This is a genomic window from Lacipirellula limnantheis (assembly GCF_007746075.1).
In the GTDB taxonomy this organism is placed as follows: domain Bacteria; phylum Planctomycetota; class Planctomycetia; order Pirellulales; family Lacipirellulaceae; genus Lacipirellula; species Lacipirellula limnantheis.
Map to the genome: position 1 here is coordinate 3557789 of NZ_CP036339.1, position 20188 is coordinate 3577976.

General features: G+C 62.6%; 13 protein-coding genes. 1 reads left to right on the forward strand and 12 read right to left on the reverse strand.

The genetic code is table 11. From position 1 onward, the window contains the following. Nucleotides 1-682 precede the first annotated feature (682 nt). The 11 genes from I41_RS13695 to I41_RS13750 form a co-directional block, all read right to left on the reverse strand. Complete coding sequence (locus tag I41_RS13695) at nt 683-1951, reverse strand: PQQ-binding-like beta-propeller repeat protein (RefSeq protein ID WP_210420945.1); 1269 nt, start codon at nt 1949-1951, stop codon at nt 683-685. A gap of 531 nt (nt 1952-2482) precedes the next feature. Next, nucleotides 2483-3079: a hypothetical protein gene (locus I41_RS13700; protein ID WP_145433227.1), complete on the reverse strand. Its 597-nt coding sequence runs from the start codon at nt 3077-3079 to the stop codon at nt 2483-2485. Between the two features lie 185 nt (nt 3080-3264). Further along, entirely contained in the window at nt 3265-5856 is a 2592-nt protein-coding gene (locus I41_RS13705) for a hypothetical protein (protein ID WP_168206898.1), read from the reverse strand. A 211-nt stretch (nt 5857-6067) separates the two neighbouring features. Beyond that, nucleotides 6068-6955 (reverse strand): ABC transporter permease, encoded by an 888-nt coding sequence (locus I41_RS13710; RefSeq protein WP_145433229.1) that lies wholly within the window; start codon nt 6953-6955, stop codon nt 6068-6070. Then, the gene (locus I41_RS13715) at nt 6952-7875 is read right to left on the reverse strand and encodes an ABC transporter ATP-binding protein (protein ID WP_145433230.1); all 924 of its coding nucleotides are present in this window, start codon (nt 7873-7875) and stop codon (nt 6952-6954) included. The genes I41_RS13710 and I41_RS13715 overlap by 4 nt, the downstream gene beginning before the upstream one ends. Continuing rightward, the gene (locus I41_RS13720; RefSeq protein ID WP_145433231.1) at nt 7872-8930 is read right to left on the reverse strand and encodes an ABC transporter permease; all 1059 of its coding nucleotides are present in this window, start codon (nt 8928-8930) and stop codon (nt 7872-7874) included. Before I41_RS13720 ends, I41_RS13715 begins: the two co-directional genes overlap by 4 nt. Continuing rightward, a complete protein-coding gene (locus I41_RS13725; RefSeq protein ID WP_145433232.1) occupies nt 8931-9839 on the reverse strand; it encodes an ABC transporter ATP-binding protein in 909 nt (302 codons plus the stop codon). It lies immediately after the preceding gene. A gap of 283 nt (nt 9840-10122) precedes the next feature. Continuing rightward, complete coding sequence (locus I41_RS28300; protein ID WP_168206899.1) at nt 10123-15333, reverse strand: beta strand repeat-containing protein; 5211 nt, start codon at nt 15331-15333, stop codon at nt 10123-10125. Between the two features lie 978 nt (nt 15334-16311). Then, nucleotides 16312-17043, reverse strand: coding sequence for a 6-phosphogluconolactonase (locus tag I41_RS13740; protein WP_145433234.1), 732 nt, complete (start codon nt 17041-17043; stop codon nt 16312-16314). After that, nucleotides 17040-17324, reverse strand: coding sequence for a hypothetical protein (locus I41_RS13745; protein WP_145433235.1), 285 nt, complete (start codon nt 17322-17324; stop codon nt 17040-17042). The genes I41_RS13740 and I41_RS13745 overlap by 4 nt, the downstream gene beginning before the upstream one ends. A gap of 135 nt (nt 17325-17459) precedes the next feature. Continuing rightward, a complete protein-coding gene (locus I41_RS13750; protein ID WP_145433236.1) occupies nt 17460-17651 on the reverse strand; it encodes a hypothetical protein in 192 nt (63 codons plus the stop codon). Between the two features lie 79 nt (nt 17652-17730). Here I41_RS13750 and I41_RS27270 point away from each other — a divergent pair, with 79 nt between their 5' ends. After that, nucleotides 17731-17874 carry a hypothetical protein gene (locus I41_RS27270; RefSeq protein WP_168206900.1) on the forward strand — a complete coding sequence of 48 codons (144 nt, stop codon included), beginning with the start codon at nt 17731-17733 and terminating at the stop codon, nt 17872-17874. A 303-nt stretch (nt 17875-18177) separates the two neighbouring features. Here I41_RS27270 and I41_RS13755 read toward each other — a convergent pair whose 3' ends face one another. Then, a complete protein-coding gene (locus tag I41_RS13755; protein ID WP_168206901.1) occupies nt 18178-19581 on the reverse strand; it encodes a diguanylate cyclase domain-containing protein in 1404 nt (467 codons plus the stop codon). Nucleotides 19582-20188: the final 607 nt, after the last annotated feature.

Sequence of the window (20188 nt, forward strand, 5' to 3'; positions counted from 1 at the left end):
CAGCGACTCCAGAGCGTGTGGCGTTCGCTCGGCACGCAGTGTCCTCATTGTAGCGACTAGCAGTCCGTTCGCCTAATTCTCCAAAGCGATCAGATGGCGAGTTCAACTCGCCGCCAGCGGCCACCCGAAGGAACGAGCGACCGAAAATGCGAGACGGGTTTATGGCTTCACAAGCGGGTCCGCCCAGCGCGAGACGGCCGGGCGGTGCGCGTTCCAACGACGGCGCTCGACCTCCCGTGCAGAAATAGAAACGAAGCGGCGTAACGCCCTTCTCGCATGATCTGCGATTGATGGTCTCGATGCCGCCCTCAGCGCAAGGGAATGGGTCCGTCGCCTGCCGGCGCCAGATGCATCATGCCTAGCGTTGACAGTTCGCCGCAAGCACCTTTGGCGACATTCCAGTCTCTCTCCGGAAAACTTCCACCCGCTGTCGCAGCGTTCGCGACGCCGCCGACTGAAGCGTCCCGCCGTGAGCTGACAAGTCGCGGAGACGACGCTGGTTCGTTCCCCCGGACATCGCTGATTCCGCCATCGCGGCGGAACCAACCACGCTCCGTCCTATTGGGGATGCGCGCAGTCACCTAGCATCACGCTCGTTGAGGCGGCGCTGCCGCAATTCCCGCCTCGGGTCGCTACGAGGCCGCGTCGCCAGCTGTGGTTCGCTGGAAAGGAGCAGGGGCACTTACTTCGCGGCAGCGCTGCGCCACCGAAAGACGCTCAATGCATTCAGCTCGCGAATGAAAATCTCATCGCCGCACACGGCCACATGCGCCCAAGTCTCTTGGTCGCTGACCTTTCGTTGATCAAGAAGTTCAAACTCTTGCGGATTCGCTTTCAGCAACAGGAGTTCGCCGTTCTGGCCCAGGGCCAAGATGAGATCGCCCTGCGTCGCCAGACTGGCGTACTTGCCGAACGGCTTCGAGGTCCAAGTTCGCTTCCCGCTCTTGAGATCGATGCACGTGAACCGCTGATTCTGCAAATGCAGGTAGGCGTGGCCGTCGACCACCACGGGGGTCGACATATACCCCTGGGCATTGTTGCTCCACGCCTCTTCGACTTGGAACTTGTCTGCCACCCTGGAGACGCTGTAGAGCCACGACTTATTCTGATACGAACTCGTGAAGACGCCGTCCCCAAACACAACGGGAGTCAAAATGTTCATGCCGCGAAAGCTGGGCACTTCACGCTCCCAAAGCACTTCGCCCGTCTCGGGATCGACGCCAACGAGTTTTTGACGCGATTGGACAATCAATTGTCGCCGCCCTGACAGCGTGGCGATTACTGGCGAAGAAAAAGCACTCTCCATCATGCCGCCCTCCTCCTGGAGGATGCGCCAGATGATTTCGCCAGTGCGCTTCTGCAGCTTCACCAGTGAGGCCCCAGCCTGGACGAAAATGGCGTCGCCGTCCAACAAGGGCGAACTGACGAATCCGAACGACGGCAGGGGCGTGTTGAGCTCTTTCACGAAATCAACGCGCCACTGCTCCTTCCCAGTCATCGCGTTGAGTGAAACCAGCACGTCTCGCATGCCGGCGACGAACAGATTCTCGCCGTCGAAAGCGGGCGTGGCGCGAATCCAACTTCCGTTTGCCGCGGCGAAAAATGGCACCGACATCGCCCCCGGCCATTCAACGCGCCACACTTCGTTTCCAGTTTGGCGATCAAGGGCGCAGACGACTTCGTTTTTTTTGTCGGCGGTTCCCGTGACGAAGACCATCGACTCAGATACGACCGGTCCCGAGTAACTGGAGTCAAGTTCGACGCGCCACCGCGGAGTCAGGGCGTCGACGGCAAGCGACGTTGGCCAGTTCGACCCCGTGACTTGGCCGTCGCGCGTGGGGCCTCGCCATTGGTCCCAGACGCAGGGCGGATTATCCTGCGCGGCCCCGAGGCTCGACCAGCAGAGGGCGATGCACCATGGCATCGATCGAGTTAATAGACGCATACGCATCGCAAGCCTCAGATATTGGTGCGAGGAGTTGGCTAGCGGCATCCCTCAGGTCGGCAGCCGCCCAGCGTCCCATGGTCGCGGATACATTGCGTCACCTGGCGGACGCGGATAATGCGTTTGACGCCAGACTCAACGCCACCTTGAAGCAGTTATAGCGCGAGACGGCGGTCAGCGTCCCCTTAGTTCACGGCGAACCTTGCCAGACGAGCGCGACCGATGCTCGGTTCGCAAAGGATAAGGGGCGCTAGGGACGCTGTCAAAGCAATCCCTCGCTACCAGCGTCGGTAGCGGCATGAAACAGTGCAGATGGGTGCGCATACGCTCGGCAGCCGGAGCGGCTAGGACGCCGGCTAGGCGCCGATGCCAACGCGCTTCGCAGCGCAAGCAGGGCCTCCTCAGGTTGCCGAGGTCAACGAGAAAGCGTTGCCCTCTAAGCCGATGCGAAGAATGAGGTCGCCGTCGCAGACTTAAAACGGCGGCCTAGGGCGGCAACGCTTCTTTCGACCGGCTGCGGAGGCGCCCGGGCTGACGTCAGGGGGAGACGGTCATCTGCTCGATCTCCGTCAGCCGGTAGGTCCTGGATTTCGCATGAAACCCATCGCCGCGAATGACCCACTCGTCCGCTACGAAATCACAGTCAGCGAACGGGGACCTCGCCCACGTGCTTGTACCTGCTGAGATGCGAAGCTCATCCTGCTGCGGATCGAAAGCAAAGCGCTGAGTTCGACCCCGCAGTCTCGCGATGAATGCTTGCTGTCGTTGGGCGCTGGCGCCAACTCGGTTGGGCACCAGGAGATAGCCCAACCACTCTTCATCGGCGTCCGACTTGGCTGACCGTGCGGTGGATGTTTGTGGGGCCATCGTGGCCCTCAGCTCCGCGCCGGTCGCCGAGGCGAGCGTGATTTTAACCGGCTGTAAAGGATCGAGGCTGATCAAAGCATGTTCGTACGGGGTTGAAAACATGGTGCGCTCGACCCAGGCAAACGCGCGGACGGAGCTCCATGCTTGCGCCAGAAACCAAGTCTCGCCGAGCTGACCAGCACGAAGCGACTGGCTCGATACTGAAACAGAGATCGAAACTTCGCGAAACTGAACTCCGTAGAACCGTGCTTCGGCCGCGACGATCATGACGGGACACCGCCCATCCTGTGCGACTGGGCTGACGCCGGGAGCAATGCTCTCAAAATAGGCTGACCATGCCCCCGCGTCGGCGGTTCCCGCAAGGGTCGCCTCACGGACATGGTCAACTTGCGCGGCCCACTTGAGTTGCCTTGCTCTTGTCATTTGCCACGCTCTTCGCGTAACGCCGGGAGTCAATTGCCCGCCAGGCTCTTCATCTCCGTTTCGTAACGGTCGAGAAGCTCTAGGCTGGGAGGCAACTTATTTAGGCGGAGCCACGTTTCGTAAGAGACGAGCCGCTTGCCGCCGGGAAGCTCCTTGTTCCACAATAGTCCGTCCCCTGCGAAAGTGACGACGGCCTCGCCCTCTTGCTTGCGAGCCCGGAGCGAAAACTCTTGCTCTCCCTTCGTGAAATCGAAGAACGTGTATTCTTCATCGCGGATGCCGCCTTCGTCGGCTTTCCAACCGAGCGCTCCCAGGGCTTGGGTATAACGCTCGGCGGCGGCGGCGAGCGTCGAGTCGGAAATGCGCACTTCAATCGTTTTTTCAATCGGGTCGAACTTGCCTGTTTTGGCGGCGTTGAGTAGCGGAAAATCAGCGGCCTCAAGTCCCTCGGTCGGGGCCTGGTCCGCGTCTTCCTCCTGCGGCTGCGCCGCATCCCACAGTGAGTTGCTTGCATCGCCAACTTGCACGAGCGTCCGGCCGTCGGGCAGCCTCGTGAGGCTCACTGATTGATTGCACTGGCCTCGGATATAGGGAAGCCAGCCTTGCTTTTCTTGAATCGATCGCCCGATAGGCCCGACCAACCATCCCTGGGACGCGAGTTCCCGATCGTAAAAATCGCGCGCCTGAGCTAGATCCAACTTCGTGACGGCGATCAATGCAGGCGCTATCGAGCCGTTGAACTCGACGAAGCCGGCGTCAGGCGGGACAGGCGTCCAGCCTGAGTTCGAGAAGAGCGATTGCTGCACGGTGTAGGTTTCGGCGGTATCGTCGGGAAACTTGCCTACCGAAATCCGCAGGGTGGCCCCATTCTTGACAAATTCCATGTCACGCTCGTCGGGCTTCTCGCTGGAAGAACTATTGAGTCGCGAGTAAGCCGCCCAGCCGGCGTTATGGAGTTTCCGGAGCAGCGACGTCTCGATCTGCAGCAAATTCGCCTTCGCTCGGTAGGTGCTCGATCCGGCGTTCTCGTAGACGATTTCGATGGAGTCGGCGTCGGCCTTTGGCGTCCACCGCACGTCGTAGCCATCGGCAAGCCGGAGATTGAAATTCGTCTTGCCAGCGCCGTCGTCGCCAAAGTAAGCCGAGACTGTCGCCTCGCCCTTACGGAATTCCATCGACGAGGGATTATTCGGATCCTGAGCAGCTTCGACCCACCCGGCTTCGGTCAGAACATGCCGGTAGAACGACCGGGCCTCGTCAACTCCGACCGGCGCCACGCCGAACAGATCGGCGGCAGTCCGTACATTCGACGCGCTCCCCGGCAGCGTGGGGAAAGTTCGCCAGTCAATAAGTTGCTCGAGTTGCTCAGGAGTCGCGGGCGACTTCGCGGCGGGGTCGGGCGGCGCGGCAGTCGTCGCCAGCGGCGTGAGTCCGAGCGACGTCCGTTGGGCGCTCGTGCCCCACAGGCGGGTTACTCCGGTGTCGGAAGCGACCGCGAGCAAATTTGTCTGCGGCAGCCAACTGAGCCCAACGATCGTCCACCCATAACCGGGGATCGACTGCAGGCGACGTCCGTCGGCAAGACTCCAGATGTCGACCGAGCGGCCATCGCTCGACGCGAGAAGCTTGCCGTCGTGCGTGATGGAGAGCCACGCATCCCCCCCGACGCCCCGCAGCGCGAGCTGATCGGGTTGCGCCCCGCCAACGTCCCAGATTCCGATTCCATCCTCCATTCCAAACAGCAACTTCCGGCCATCGGGAGTGCGGGCGATCGCGAAGTTATAGCGGCCGGCGGGCAAATCGTGCACCTTTTTCCCGGCGGCCGTGTTCCACAACGTCGTCGATTCCCCAGCGACCGCTAGCAGATTCGGTCCGACGTATTCAATGCGTTCGACCCCTGGAACGCCGACTTGAAATTTGCGTTTCTGGTCTAGGTCGCGCGCATTCCAGATCGCCACGTTGCGGTCGTACGAGATGGTGGCGATTTCAGCGGAGTCCGGCGAGATGGCAAGATGTTGCACGCCCGTTTGGTAAAGCTGCTTCGAAGCACGCTGTTCGCGAGTGTCGAGATCCCAAATTCGAATCATTCCCTCCGAGTCGCCAACTGCAAACCACTTGCCGTCTGGCGAGACGGCGAGTGAGATGAGTTCGCGATCGCCGTCCTCGGCCGTCAGATCGAGGAAGACGTGCTCCGGTTCTTCCGCCATCAGCGGCCAGAGCAGCACGCGCGAACCCGCGACGATGAAGTGAGAGCCGTCAGGCGTTGCGGCGATGCGCGAACTAAAGCTTGTCTTCTTCCACTGCCGAACGGCCAAAAGCTCAAGCGGCTCGAATGGCGTCGGAGTCCAGCGGGCGATTTGCTCTTTCGTGGGGGGCGTTTCCACCGGCTGCGGAGGGGCGACCGTCGCGACGGGTGGAAGCTCGGGCGTCTCGGCAAACGGCGGCGATGCGGCAACCACTGCGCTGGCGGCGCTTGTTTCGGACTGCACCGCTGGCTCGGCCGTGACGCTCGGCATTTCACGCGGCGCGCCGGCGCGATCGGCCTGGTCCGCCGAAGAGCCGCAACCAACGGCAAACAGACTGAGCATCGAGGCAACGGCGGCGTAGCGGCGAATGTTCATCGACGGGGAGTGCTCAAGAGGCAAAAAAACCATCTGACGCATGGCAGACATTGTACTACGCGCGGTCACTTTCGCGAGCGCGGATCGTAGAGGGCGGCCGCCGTCGCGGATCAGGATGCCGTGACCAACCACGGCGACAACCTCAGAGCGAGCACGGCGCCGTCGTGGCGCTGTCGGCGTGGCGAGATCGTGCGAATTTCAATCTTACCGGCTACGGGCTATCCGGGGTCTTTACGTGAAACTCCCGTTGCGAACAGATCCGCGCGCCCAGGCAGGCGCACGCAACGCTTGCGCCGAGGAGCATCAGCAGGCACGTCGACGGGCTCGGATGCAGGAGTAGTTGGGGATCATCGATAATGTTGAGTTGCCACGCTTCGGCCGCCATATCCTCCGGTCCGCGCGGCGTTGCAACCACGTAGCTCAGCGTACGATACGCGATCAGTCGGATGTAGTAGATCACCGTGATTAAGCGGATGCCAAATGGGAGATTGGCGAGTAGTCCTTCGATCACGGCGATGTAGACGACGCCGACAATTTGCGCTCGCTTGGTGAGCAAGCTGACGAGTCCGAAAAGACAGCAGTAGGCGGTCATTGCCAGTACGTGCAGCGCGGCCGTTTTGACCAATCTCGGCATCCAGTCTCCCGCGACGATCCCGGCGCCCAGATAGATCGCTCCGAAGGTGATCGCCGTGAAGACGACGGTCAACGCTGCCGTTGTCGTGATCGTCGCCGCTAGTTTCGCCAGATAGATGGCCCAGCGGGGCAGGGGGCGAACAAGCAGATAGGTGAATGTCTGATCTTCCAGTTCGTCTTGAATCATGCCGGACGCATACAGCAAAGCGACCAGCGGCAAGAGCAGCTGCGGCATGAGCATCATCGCCAACATGAATTCCAGTCCCTCGGGCGGGATGCGAGACGACGTAAACCGCACCATGAGGGCCAGCGCCGCCGGCAGCAGAAACAGCAGGCCGATCACCAACCAGCGTCGTCCGTGCAGATGCTGGCGAATCGTCAGCAGATACAGCGCGACGAGACCGCGGAACGCGGTCGCCCCAAATGATCGCGGGGAGGACACGGCTGAGCTGATGGCGTCGTTCATTTTACGAGGTACTTGAAGACGGCTTCGAGATGGTCGTCGTCGGAATAGACCGATTCGATGGCGAGCCCATCGTCTAGGGATAGTCCGGGAAGTCGGCCGTAAAATGCGTCAGGCGATCGGGTCTCAACGAGCAGTTCGCCCTCGCTTGCGAGCACGCGGACGCCTTCGACGTCGGGCCACTGAACCAAGCAGCCGGCGAGTTCCCGGTAGCGGTCGCAGCGAAGGACGATGTGATGCGGGTGCTTATCAATCAGCTCGCGAATTTCGCGAACGTGACCTTCGGCCAGCAGCCGCCCATGGTTGAGCAGCACGACGCGCGACGTGAGCGACTGAACCTCATGGAGGACGTGACTGGAGATCAGAACGCTTTTTCCCTCCGTGCCCATGCTGGTGACAATGTTCATGAGATCGCGTCGCGCTACCGGATCGGTACCGGTGAATGGTTCGTCCAAAAACAGCACCTGAGGGTCGTGCACCAACGCCTGCGCCATTTTGATGCGCTGGCGCATTCCCTTGGAGTAGCCCCGAATGGCGCGCTGCCGGTGCTTGGTCATGCCGACCGAATCAATGGTCCGAGCCGCGGCGTCGCGCGCCGCCGATCTAGTCAGACCGCTCAAGCGGGCGCACGTATACACGAAATCCCACCCGCTCATCCATTCATAGAACCTGTCTTGTTCGGGGCAGAGCCCGAGGTGACGGTTCAAGCGAGCGTTGTTCCAAGCTTCTTCGCCGAGGACCCGTACCATTCCCTGGCTCGGTCGTAGTTGGCCAGTCGCCAGCTGCAAAAGCGTACTCTTGCCGGCGCCATTGGGGCCCAGCAGCCCAGTCACGCCGGCGGGAATCGCCAGCGTCAGCTTGTTGACGCCGATGACGTTCCCGTACCATTTGGACGTTTCATGAAACGTGACGACCGAGGTCATTTGAGACGGTCCAGCGACTTGACGGAGCGATGAAGGATCCACACGGAAAGACCGAACAGTGCCGCCAGGACTCCGGCCGACCAAGTCCAAGGCGTCGGCGCGCTTGACGTTCGAGGCCGAGTCATGTCGCGCTCAGCGCCGGGACGGAGTTTGGCCAATTTGTCCCACGCCTCTGGCGTTCCGAGCATTTCTTCGCCGACGCGGGCCAAGTTGGCGGTATACGAGACCAGTGGCCGCCAGTCGGCGCGCGTCGATTCGACGTCTGGCGCCGTCACGCCGCCGGAGCCCCCTCGTTCGAGACGCCGCGACGCGTGCCTCCGCGCCTCATGTTCAATACCCAACAGCACGCCCGACACGACTCCCGAACCAATCCACACGGCCAGCCAGAACATGGCAACGTAGCGCGAGCTGCGGGAGAGCGCGGAGAGAGCCAAAATCAAGGTCCCGGCTGATCCGGCGATGATCAGCCCGTAGCAGACGCTGGCCAGCAGCAGTGGGAATGTTTGCTTGATGATGGCGACATCCAAGCTGAAGAGTATTCCGAGAACGTAGGCCGCGATGGCAGGCAGAACGGTCACAGCGCCCACGAACGAAACGATGACGCCCCACTTGCCCAAAAAATAGTCGATGCGACGCAGGGGTCGAGAAAGGTAGAGCGGCAGGGCGTTGTACCGCAGGTCTTGGCTAATCAGGTTGGGTCCGACGAGCAGGATCAGGACCATCGCGAGCCGCAGCTCCGTGAGCATGAAGTAACCGTAGGAGAGGGTCCACACCTCCATTCGGTAGGCCCTCGGATCGAGGAGCATCTCTCGATCAAGAAATCCCAGCATCGGCAGCAGCGACTGAATCAACGCCGATTGCTGCTCCAGGAGGCCCCAGAAACAAACCACGGCGGCCAGGGCGATCGCCGGCAGCCACGCGACGAACAGCGCAAGCTTCAGCCATCGATTGCCAAGCGCCACGCGAATCCCGTGGCGAGTGATCGCCAGCCAGCGCCAGGCGTGACCTGAGAGCGTTCCGGACCAGTGCTGATAGCCTTGATCGAAGACGGGCATCTAGGCCTGCTCCAGCGAGGAGAGGAACACTTCTTCCAACGTGCTGCGCTGCGGCCGCAGGTGGCGAATCTGTTCGCCAGCGTCTGCCGCCGCCGCCCAGATCAGCTGGGGACTTGCTTCGGCCGGGAGCACGACCTTCAAGATTTCTCCCCATTCACTGACAGCGCAGCCGGCGCGTTCCAATCGCGCGGCGAAGAGGGCAAGATCCCCTTTGACGCGCACTTCGAACGCGTGGCGATGAACTTGTTTGAGTTCGGCGATCTCGCCCTGCGCCAACAGCTTGCCCCCGGCGAGAACGATGACATAGCTGCAGACGGCTTCCACGTCAGGCAGCAGGTGGCTGGAGAACAACAGGCTCATTCCTTTGTTCATCGTCAAGTCGCGAGCAAGCTCAAGAATTTGCTGGCGTCCTGCTGGATCCATGCCATTGGTCGGCTCGTCGAGAATGAGCAGTTTCGGGTCGTGGACGACCGCGGACGCAAGTTTCAATCGCTGCTTCATTCCCGTCGAATAAGACTCGACCTTACGGTAACGCGCCTCGCCCAGCCCGACGTAGTCCAGCGTTTCATGGGCCCGTTGCAGCGCGTCGGTCCGACGCATGCCGGTCAGTTCGCCAGCGTAAGCGACGAACTCGACGCCCACGGTGTGAGGAAAGAGGCATTCGTCCTCCGGGGCGAATCCAACGTCACGACGAATCTCAAGTTGCTGCCGACGAAAATCCTTGCCCAGGACGCGACCCGATCCCTCGTTAACGGAGACGAGGCCCAAGAGCGTGCGGATCATCGTCGTCTTACCGGAGCCATTCGGCCCGAGCAATCCGATCGCGCCTTCGGGTACGTCCAGATTCAGATGATCGAGAGCCGTCACGTCCCCGTAGGTCTTCGTGATATTGGAAAACTGAAAAAGCACGAACAACCCTTCGGTCGGGCGCGGGCGTCACACGATCAGTACGCATTGTAGCGGCGGCACGTGCAATCAGAAACTCGGCAGAAGCGCAGCCTGCCGACAATTCGCTTGGGAACGCGTGATATTGCCAAAGCTCCTTACAAAGCCGCTTCCGCAGACGCTCGCTCTCTCGGGCCGGTTCGGCATGGCCGCCTGGCCAGCCTCGCAGCATGGATCGCTACGGCGCGGAGCTCCCACGAGGCGGCCCAAGCGAGCTGCCTGCCACGCACGCGTGAATCCCATGGAGTTAGTTCAACTCTATCGCGCAACTGAAACGGCAGCGAGCGGCGAAGACCAGACTTGCAACAATCATCATTGACGCACCTATCGGCTCGGGAATTTCAATAACCGTTGCTGTGCTGGTTGCGATAAAGCCACTTTGGTTTTTCCAAATGTCCAAGTCGCTTCCATTGACGATGCTGTCAGCATTGGCATCGCCTTGAGATCTAGCGACGCCGACTCCAAAGCCTCGCTGCCAAGTTAGAAAATCTGCGCCGTCTATGTCGCCGTCGGCATCGAAATCGGCGTTTCCAGCCGTTGAATTGCCAAAGAGGAGGTCGAACGAGAAGCCGGCTCCGACGTCATTGGTTGTCAGCGAAAGGCTAAATACCAGGTTCAAATCCCCGCTAACGTTGAGGACGCCGTTCGATCCGAGATTGATTACGTTATCGGTGAGGAACGCGTTGGCAGCGGCGGCGGAATTGAACGTCTGATTTACGATCGGCGGATTTACGCCTTCACGCTGGATTTGAAACTGCATTGAGTCAAAGCCGACGCCCAAGACGTTGGTATCCAAAAACGCAACCAACAGATCCTGGCGAGGGTTGGATAACGAAGCCAGATCTATCGCGAACGTTGTGGAACTCGTGTAGGTACGGTTGCCAGTCGCGCCGGCCGCATAGGACCCGCCCATCGTTACTAAACCGAGTACCTCGCTGGTGGCTCCTTGGATCGAGTCCCCCGCCAGATTGAAATGCGGTTGCGAATTAGGATTGCCGGCAAGAAAGTGAGCAACATCAGCTGCGGCCGGACTCCCGACGGCGTAGGCGACTGACTCGACGCCGGCCACCGCGGAAGCGTCGAGGGCGGCGGCGCCTATGCCGGCGCGAGCGGATGCCTGGGTTTCGCCAGAAGTCGGCGCGGACGATTGAGATTGGAGCGAGGTGATCAGCCCGCCGCCCGACAACGCGGTCGCCGTCGTCGTGCCACTTGTGCCGTTGGCAGTTGCCTGGGCGACGGCCGCGCCTCGCAAACTTCGCTGTGAGAACGCTCCGCCCGTGGCCGTTGCAGTAGCATTCGCCGACGCCGCGCTGGACGCGGTCGCAATCGCCGTGGCGTCGCCGCCTTTACCGCCCGGACCAGAACTGGCGGCTCCGGCGTTGCCGCCGGTCGCGGTCGCGGTCGAACTCGCGGCAAAGGCTCCCAAACTCGTTCCCGAGCTTGTTGCCACGGCTGCACCACCGTTAGCGCCAAAGCCGGCGCTGCCTGCGGCAATACTGCCGCCGTTACCCCCAATGGCGTTCGCGTTCGCTGTTGTTGCGACTGCGCCCGTCAGGGCGATCGTCGAGTTGGCGGCTCCGCCGCCGCCTGTCGCGCCGCCAAGACTTCCAGCGGCGCCATTGCCGCCCGTCGCATTCGTCGTGGCTGTCGTGCCAGCGCCAACCGCCCGCGAAAAAGTCAGGTTGGAAGTCGCCAGGCCGCCGGAGCCGGCTGCGGAGCCGGTCCCTGCTCCAGCGCCTCCATTGCCGCCAACGGCCGATTGATTCAACGTGATTGCCCCGCTGGTCGCGCCGTCTACGCGATTTACCAGCGACGATGTGCCGCCGTTGCCGCCACTTGCGCCCAACGATCCTGCGCCGCCGTTCCCGCCGGTTGAGTTCGCGGTCACCGTGACGGCGCCGCCGGCGGACGAACCGCTGGTAAGATTGAGAACCGGCGTGCCGCCCGCGCCTCCGATGTTCCCAACGCCAATTCCCGCACCGCCGTTCCCGCCGACGCTCGTCGCCGTTGCAGAGACGGTACTTACTCCACTAGAAGTTGAAAATCCGCCGGCCGTGGCTGCCCCGCCGGCTCCGCCATTGCCAGTGGAACCTGCAGCAATGGCGCCACCATTGCCTCCCGTTGCCGTTTGCGTTCCGGTCACTCCAGCGATGCCAGACAGAGACAAACCAGTCGTGGCCGTTCCGCCTAGGCCGCCGGCTCCGCCCCCGCCGCCGGCGCCGCCATTACCGCCGGTGGCGTTGATCGTCGACGTCGTTGTACCGCCGATCAATCGCGCGAAGTTCAATTGAGATAGTGCGTTTCCGGCCGCGCCGCCGGCGGCTCCGGTGCTCGCTCCGCCGTTACCGCCAATCGCTGCTTGCGTGTAGGTCAGGTTTCCCGATGAGGTTGCCGTCGTCAGCTTATCGAGCAATGAAACCGAAGCTCCGGAGCCGCCCGCTGCATTGCTGCTACCTGCTCCGCCATTGCCGCCGGTAGCATTAACAGTCCCGGACAGGTTGCCGGTGGTCGCGACCAGCGATAGCGAAGACACCGTCGGAACGCCACCGCTACCCCCCACGAATCCTCCCCCTTGGCCAGCCCCGCCGTTTCCTCCGACGGCGTTGATTGTTGCGGTCGCCGCTCCAACGCCGCCTGCGGTTGCGGATCCGCCTGCCGTTGCGCCACCGCCATTGGCGCCATTGCCGAACGAACCGGCGGAGATGGCGCCGCCGTTGCCGCCGGTTGCGGTCTGAGTTGTCGTGACTCCCGCGGCGCCAGTAAGAGACGCGCCCGTTAGCGCCGATCCGCCCTGTCCGGCTGGTGCACCAGCGCCAGCGCCGCCGTTGCCCCCGGTGGCGTTAATCGTCGTGGTCGTGGCCTGGCCAGTCGCGCGCGAAACGGTCGAGAGAGACGATGCATTCCCCGCGGCGCCGCCACCGCCGGCTCCGCTTCCCGCGCCGCCGTTGCCGCCGATTGCGGATTGCGTGAACGTAAGCGTGCCGGTCGAGGTAGCGGGAGAGAGTTCATCCAACAACGACGTCGAGGCGCCCGCGCCTCCGCTTGCACTATTGCTGCCGCCGCCGCCGTTGCCGCCAGTCGCGTTGACAGTGCCGGTGAGATTGCCGCTGAGCGCGGTGAGCGTCAGCGCAGTGACGGTCGGCGCGCCGCCCGCTCCGCCAAAGAAGCCGCTCCCTTGCCCAACGCCGCCGTTGCCGCCGACGACGTTTACCGTGGCAGTCGCGGTTCCCGTGCCGCCCGCTGTTGCTGATCCACCGCCCGTGGCGCCGCCGCCGGCCCCCCCCGTCCCGTTCGAACCAGCCGTGATCGCACTGCCGTTGCCGCCAGTCGCGGTTTGCGTCGCCGTCGCCGCTGCTGCGCTGGTCAAGTTGACGCCCGTCGTCGCCGTGCCTCCAGACGTCGCTGAGCCGCCGGCAGTCCCGCCGCCGTTCCCGCCGGTGGCGTTGATGGTCGTGGTAGTTGCGCCGCCGCTGACACGCGTGAGAGTTTGCTGCGAGGATGCATTGCCGGCAGCGCCGCCACTGGCCCCAGTGCTTGCTCCGCCATTACCGCCGACTGCGGATTGCGTATAGGTAACAGTGCCAGACGTCGTGGCTGAAAACAATTCGTCGAGCAGCGTGGCATTGGCGCCTCCGCCGCCATTGGCGCCCGCGCCGCCCGCACCGCCATTGCCACCCGTTGCGTTGACCGTGCCGGTAAGGTTTCCATCGACGCCAGCCAAAGTTAGTGATGATACGTTCGGCGCGCCGCCGGCGCCGCCGGCGAACCCGCCGCCTTGGCCGCCGCCGCCATTGCCTCCCACTGTGTTGATCGTGGCCGTTGCCGTGCTGGTGCCGGCAGCCGTTGCCGAGCCACCGGCACTCGCCGCGCCGCCGGCGCCGCCGGTGCCCGTTGAACCCGCAGTAATTGCGCCGCCATTGCCGCCGGTCGCGGTTTGGGTACCCGTTGCGGCCGCTGCCCCCGTCAGATTCAAGCTGGTCGTCGCCGCCGCGCCGCCGCCCGCCGAACCGCCGCCGCTCGCGCCGCCGCCGTTACCGCCTGTCGCATTCGCAGTTCCCGTCGTCGCCGCACCTGATGCTCGAGAGAAAGTCAAATTCGAAGTCGCCGCACCGCCATTTCCGCCCCCGGCGCCTGTACTCGCGCCGCCATTACCTCCAATCGCAGTCTGTGTCATCGTGGTCGCGCCGGACGTTGCGGCGGTCAGTTCATCGACCAGCGTCGCCGCGCCGCCAGCACCGCCCGCCGCATTGTCGTTGCCGATTCCACCGTTGCCTCCAGTCCCATTGGCGGTGCCAGTCACGGGACCGCTGGCGGAAATTAGATTGAGCTGATTGACAGTCACGCCGCCGCCGATGCCGGCAGAGAAACCCCCGCCGCGCCCCGTGCCGCCATTCCCGCCGACGGCATTGACGGTTCCCGAAACCGTACCCGCACCACTCGATGTTCCGGCGCCTCCAACCGTCGCTGCGCCTCCTACCGCACCGTTTCCTGGAAACGACGCGGCAATGTTTCCCCCTGCGCCACCAGTCGCTGTTTGCGTGAAGGTGACGTTCGCAGCGCCCGTTAAGGCGATATTGGTCGTGGCGAAGCCGCCGATCCCAGCGGTGCCACCGCTGGCCTGTCCACCGTTCCCGCCCGTTGCATTCAATGTGCTGGTGGTGTTTCCGCCGCTAGGTCGGCTGTAAGTCAGCGTTGACGTCGCATTGCCGCCAATCCCCGCCGGAACGGCCCCTGCGCTCGCGCCGCCTGCGCCGCCGGTCGCCGATTGCGTTAGCGTGACGACGCCGGACGTCGTTGCGGCGACGGCGTTGTTCAGTAGAACGCTGCCGCCAGTTCCTGCTTGGGCGGCGAAGTTTCCGGCGCCTCCTATACCGCCGGTCGCGCTAGCGGTGGCGTTCGCCGGACCGTCGACGGAGACTGACGTTGCCGCTGCACTGGCAGTGCCGCCGGCCCCTCCCAACCCGCCTGCATCCCTGCCTGAGCCGCCATTTCCGCCTGTTGCGGTCGCTGTCGCCGCGGCGCTGCTTGTGGCCGCCGCGGCGGCACTGGCGCTCGAGGTAGCGTTGCCACCGCTGCCGCCCGTGCTTCCCAGGCCGGGCGCACCCCCTGCGCCGGGCGCTCCAGCGCTACCGCCGTTGCCGCCCGCCCCGCCGGTCGAGGTAGCAGAGGCCGTGGCATTTCCGGATGCCGGCGTTCCATTTGCCGTCGCGTTCGCATCGCCGCCACCGCCGCCCGCGCCGCCGTTACCGCCATTGGCTCCCCCAGCGTTGCCGGCGCCGCCGTTCCCGCCGACGCCGCCATTTCCCCCCGTGGCGGTTGCTGTGTTGCTGGCGTCATTCGACGTTGCATTGGCTGTCGCATCGCCTCCATCGAGGCCAGGACCGCCATTTCCGCCTGGGTTACCGGCGGAGCCGTTTGATCCAGGCGCGCCGTTCACCCCGGTGTCGGTCGCATTCACAGCGCATGCTATTGGGCTGCATGATAGAGAGCAGCAGACGACTAGAACCAGCCTTCGCAGCGCGCTGAATCTCGCTGCCCGAAAAGTCCTACCGGCCTTCGTCAACTCAATGCCCAGGTGCATGGTCGTTTCCTCTCGTGGTTTGGAGCGCAGCGTGACGGCAATTCCATCCGCTGCTGCTGTCTTCCGTTGTGCCTTGGAAAACAGCTAATTTCTCTCGCTAAGGCCTCGCTGCATTCCGCAGCTGAGGAAGCGCGATGCGATGAACGTAGGTGGGGGAGTGAAAAGGGTCGGCGTGTCATCACGGCGCGTAAAACCCGCATCCGCGCAGGAAGTATGGAGGTTCGCAGGGACCAACGTCAAGGACCGCGGCGAACTCCCCATAGATCATGAGCGCGGAGAGTCGTTCGGCGCGTCGGAGAGGGCCGTCAAGGCGGGGCGTTCGCAACATCCGCTAGCAATGCAGCCAGACGGAGAATGGACATGGAGGCTCAAGTGACCGCTGGAACGTAACTGCGATTGAAATTGACGCCGCCAATCTGGTTCTTGCCAAATTCGGAAAAGCCTTCTGCGCGGCTTGACCTTCATCGCAATCCTCATTCAATCGGAATGCCGGGGAATTGGCATGCTTCGCACGGGCTGCGCCTAGTGGCTAGTGCGATTTTCGAACACGCGAAGCCCGGCGCGGGGCCGATGCTGAGCAACGCAGGCGACGGTGGGGGGAACCATCGCGATCGGCGCGCCGCCAAAGGCCGTCTTCCACGCGGAAAGGTCGCCAGCGGTGCGCAGGCTGGGCGAGCCGCCCCGTTGCCATGCGAGGATGTAACATTCGAACGGGCCGGTCGACGCAGGCCCCCTTCTAACGGACGCGAACGATTCCACGGGCACGTAGGCTGCGATACGAATGCCGCCTTCCCCGCTCGCCAAATAGGGCGCGGACCAAAATCTTCTTTGCGACCGCCTATCAACTATTGAAATTCATATGTCGGCCGCGAGAGCCGCGTATGCGCTCCCGTCGCAGATCAGCGTGACGCTGGAGTGGAGATGCAAGAGCGAAGCGGGAAAGGCCGTCGTCAGGGGGCCATGCAACAGCGCGCGGAGGGCAGGGCCCTTTTGCTGACCGCTCACGAGCAGCAGCACTTCGCGGGCATTCAGTAGGTCGGCCATGCCGAGCGTCATGCCGAAAGCAGGCTTGGCGGCCAGGTCGCGGACCATTGCATGCCCGAGCGATGTGGCAGCCAGCGGCGTGACGTGGGCGTGAGGCTGAAGCGAGTCGGCCGGCTCATTGAACCCCAAATGACCATTGATTCCCAAACCCAGGACGCAAGCGTCGATCGGTCCGTGACGAGAGAGCCAGTCCGCAACGCGATCGCACTCTGCCTGGAGATTAGGGGCGTCGCCGTCGAATTCCAGGAATCGCTCATTCATCCCGAGCGGGGCCACGACCTCTCGGCGAAGTTGAAATTGGCAGGAGCCGGGATCCTCGGCGGACAATCCGCCCCATTCGTCCAGAGCGATGAGTCGCAGTTCGTCGAACAGTTCCGGCGTACGCCGACTCCACTCTACGAAAAGCTCGTAGGCTCGCGTCGGCGTGGATCCTGCCGCCAGACACGCGAGCATGGCAGGCCGCGTACGAATTCGGTCGACGAGCCACTGCGCAGCCGCAGCGCTCATTGCTTCATAGTCGTCGTGGACGATCAGTTTCATCATCGCGATAGTCCTTCCGAAAGGTTGGCGGCCGTCAGCGCGGCGCCAACCAGAGCGGAGTCGTCGCCGAGATGAGCCGAGGCGAGGGGCAGGTCGGCCGCACGCCAATCGTCGCGGACGAATTCAATGGCGAAGACGTGGCGATAGCGATTACGAGCGCACGCTTCCTCGCTTGGCCGCAAGTCGATCGTTCGACGCCCTGGCGCCCGGGCCATACCGACTTTGCGATCGGTGGAACGCCGCGGCGCCGCGCGGCCTTTCCGGTTGATCTGATCAATTCGCAATGTGCCACCATCCAGGTCGAATCGTGCCGAGTAGCTGATTCGGAGCGTGCCGCGTGAGTCTAGCGGCAGCGGGCGGCGAGAGAGGAATCAACAAACGGGAAAACTGGGGCGAAGCGGCCGTAGTAGTGCGGCCCGTTACCCCCAATTGACTTCGCTGGCGTCATGCTCTTGGAGCATCCGCTGCGCCAAGCCTTCCGCTTCATTGACCGTGGCGGCAAACTCTTGAGCGAGTAGGCGACTCCCGTGGCGCGCCATGACGTGGAAGCCGTCCGGCGTCGCTTCGACGTGGATCAGTCGGCCGCGGTTGTGGGAGTCTGGGTCAGACATGCCCGTAGCATAGCCAGAATCACGAACCGCGTCACGGTGTTTGCTTATTCACTCAACTCCTTGAATGGAGAGTCCGCCAATGCAATTCACTTCGTTGTGTTCGGGCATCGAAGGCGCCGCCGAAATCCAGCCGTTTTGCTGCGACCTGCTCGCCAAGGACGGCTCTTATGCCTACGGCGTCCACGCAGCTCACACCGGGAGCGTCATCAGCCAGCGAATCTGAACGTCTTGCCGTGCCTTGGTCGCGGTTAGCTTATCGATGGCGGCAAGTTCCTGCTCAATTACCGTCAGCGGTTGCAGGTCCCTGGCCCGGCGCCTAACTCAAGGCCACGCTTGGCGATAACAACAGCGCATGGGCGGAAACGCGCCGCCACGCTTGTTCATATCCTTAAGCAAGGGCCCGCTTGCTCGCTTCACGGATGGCTGTGGGCTGCCAGCGCCAGGTTGCATCGCGGAAAGGCGGCTTGAAGCTCCGATGGGCGACGCTCAACAACTGCCTGGTGCTGGTGGGTGAGAATCAGACATTTTATACCGACGATGCCAATTCAGCTTCCAAGCCGGACTTTGCGAGCGCATCGTGCCGGACGCATGATATCGCGTCGTCGATCGAACCGTCGCACTCGACGGCGGCCACCGCAACGGCGATCTCCAGGTGAGTTGGGCCGTCAACGGTCGGAATCGACTGAGAAGCAATTGACGTTCGGACCCGCTCTCCAACGATACGCGCCGACCTCTCCGTCGTTCCAGGCAGAGCGACGATAAACTCGCCGCGACCGAGGCCCCCAATCAAATCGACGTCACGAAAGGCGGAGTTGATCCCGGTCGCCACATAGTCGCAGAGAAGTCTGACGGAGTCCTCCTTGTCGAGCTGGTTCACTTGCGGGAACTCCAGGAGGCTGAAACACAGCAGCGATAGCGGTGCGTCACCGTTTTTGGATTCTTGTTGTCGAGCGGCGAGTGACTCGACGAATCGTTGCCGACTCGGCAGTGACGCCGCTTCCACTGTAATGGGCCCAAGAGTCGAAGTCGGTTTGCCAGACATGAGAGCAGACCCAGCACTGGATGCTTCATGCGCCGGGGCGACGGGCAGCGCCGTGCAGCCGTCATGCCAATAGCTGCAGTTCCGACCGGCCGCCTTGGCGGCGTAGACGGCTTCGTCCGCGCGCCGAACGATATCGCGTTGTCGATCGCCCTGCAGTGCCCCAGACACTCCTATGCTGGCCGTCACTCGGAGCGTCTTTCCTTCATGGACGACTGAAGTCTTCTCGATGGCGGCACGCACGCGTTCCGCAGCCGTTTGAGCCCGCTCCGCGGTCGTCGCCGGCAGGATAACGGCGAACTCCTCACCGCCATAGCGAGCCGCAGTACTGGGGGTCCTGATCTGATTGGAAAGCGTACGCGCTACGGACCGTAGGACTTCGTCGCCTGCCAGATGACCATGCGCATCATTGAACTGTTTGAAGTGGTCAATGTCAAAGATGATTAACGAGCATGGATCGCCGTTGTTCGCTAATCGGCCCAATGTCGCCGCCAATTCCACATCGAAGGCACGCCGGTTCGGTAAGTTCGTCAAGGCGTCGGTTCGTGCATCGGCCTGCTGGGTACGGATTTCATCAGCTTGGCATGCGATCTTCCGCTCCGCCTCTTCGAGCCGAGCAGAGAGTTGACGGTTGGCTTCAAGCATCCCCGAAACTACGTACTGAATCTCTGGTCCTTGGTCGTCGCTCTTCTGGCGAGCGGCGTCGAGTTGGTCAGACCATCCCTCAAGCGCGACGTTGTGATCGCCGACGTCATTGGCGACGTCTTCGGCCAATTGTCGAATCTGCTCGATCGCGCGGTTAGTCCGTTCGGAGTCTTCAGGGCTTGTCGCGCTTGGCGCCCCCGATCCAGCGCGAGGCCGACGCAGTTTCAGCGCAACAAGAGTTGCCATGGAGCCGACGAGCATACTGATCAGTGCAAGAACAGCATTGGTCAAGCAATTGAGAAAAAATACCGTCATGGCCCGAGCAAGTTGGTTGGAACCCCGCGCCGGAGAGTCGTCCGGCGCGACAGTCGAAACACTACGGAAAACCGTAGGCTCTAAAGCCGTGCAGTCAAATGCAATTGTCGTTGCGATCGCTTTGTCCCGGATGTGAGGCACCCGCGTCACACAATGTCGGGCTGCTATCCCAGCTGTTGGCAGTCGCTCCCGAAGTTTTGCCGCATGGCCGGTGCCTCGCCACACCGGCAGCCTCGACTAGACGTGGCACGACACATCTGTCGCCGCATCGTTGCAAGAGCCTTTACGCACTCGAGCAGCGCCGTGGAGCACAGCAATGATCGCCGCACTGAGAAAACTTTCATCGGAACGTTTTCCGTGGCGGCTCTCCGGATGCTGGGGCCTGCAACTTCTGTGGATCCTGGGAAGGCCGCCGCGTCCCATTCTTCTATCTACGCGTTCTCTAGCTCGAAAAGTAGATCCAACGTAAGAGTTCCACGAACCTCAACGCTTCTTTCGAGTCGCCGATATTGAGGGATACGCACCATTCTAAAACGGC

Bases quoted from the DNA above. Each gene is read 5' to 3' on its own strand.
- I41_RS13695 (WP_210420945.1), bottom strand. From the start codon at position 1,951: ATGCGTATGCGTCTATTAACTCGATCGATGCCATGGTGCATCGCCCTC.
- I41_RS13700 (WP_145433227.1), bottom strand. From the start codon at position 3,079: ATGATCGTCGCGGCCGAAGCACGGTTCTACGGAGTTCAGTTTCGCGAA.
- I41_RS13705 (WP_168206898.1), bottom strand. From the start codon at position 5,856: ATGAACATTCGCCGCTACGCCGCCGTTGCCTCGATGCTCAGTCTGTTT.
- I41_RS13710 (WP_145433229.1), bottom strand. From the start codon at position 6,955: ATGAACGACGCCATCAGCTCAGCCGTGTCCTCCCCGCGATCATTTGGG.
- I41_RS13715 (WP_145433230.1), bottom strand. From the start codon at position 7,875: ATGACCTCGGTCGTCACGTTTCATGAAACGTCCAAATGGTACGGGAAC.
- I41_RS13720 (WP_145433231.1), bottom strand. From the start codon at position 8,930: ATGCCCGTCTTCGATCAAGGCTATCAGCACTGGTCCGGAACGCTCTCA.
- I41_RS13740 (WP_145433234.1), bottom strand. From the start codon at position 17,043: ATGATGAAACTGATCGTCCACGACGACTATGAAGCAATGAGCGCTGCG.
- I41_RS13750 (WP_145433236.1), bottom strand. From the start codon at position 17,651: ATGTCTGACCCAGACTCCCACAACCGCGGCCGACTGATCCACGTCGAA.
- I41_RS27270 (WP_168206900.1), top strand. From the start codon at position 17,731: ATGCAATTCACTTCGTTGTGTTCGGGCATCGAAGGCGCCGCCGAAATC.
- I41_RS13755 (WP_168206901.1), bottom strand. From the start codon at position 19,581: ATGGCAACTCTTGTTGCGCTGAAACTGCGTCGGCCTCGCGCTGGATCG.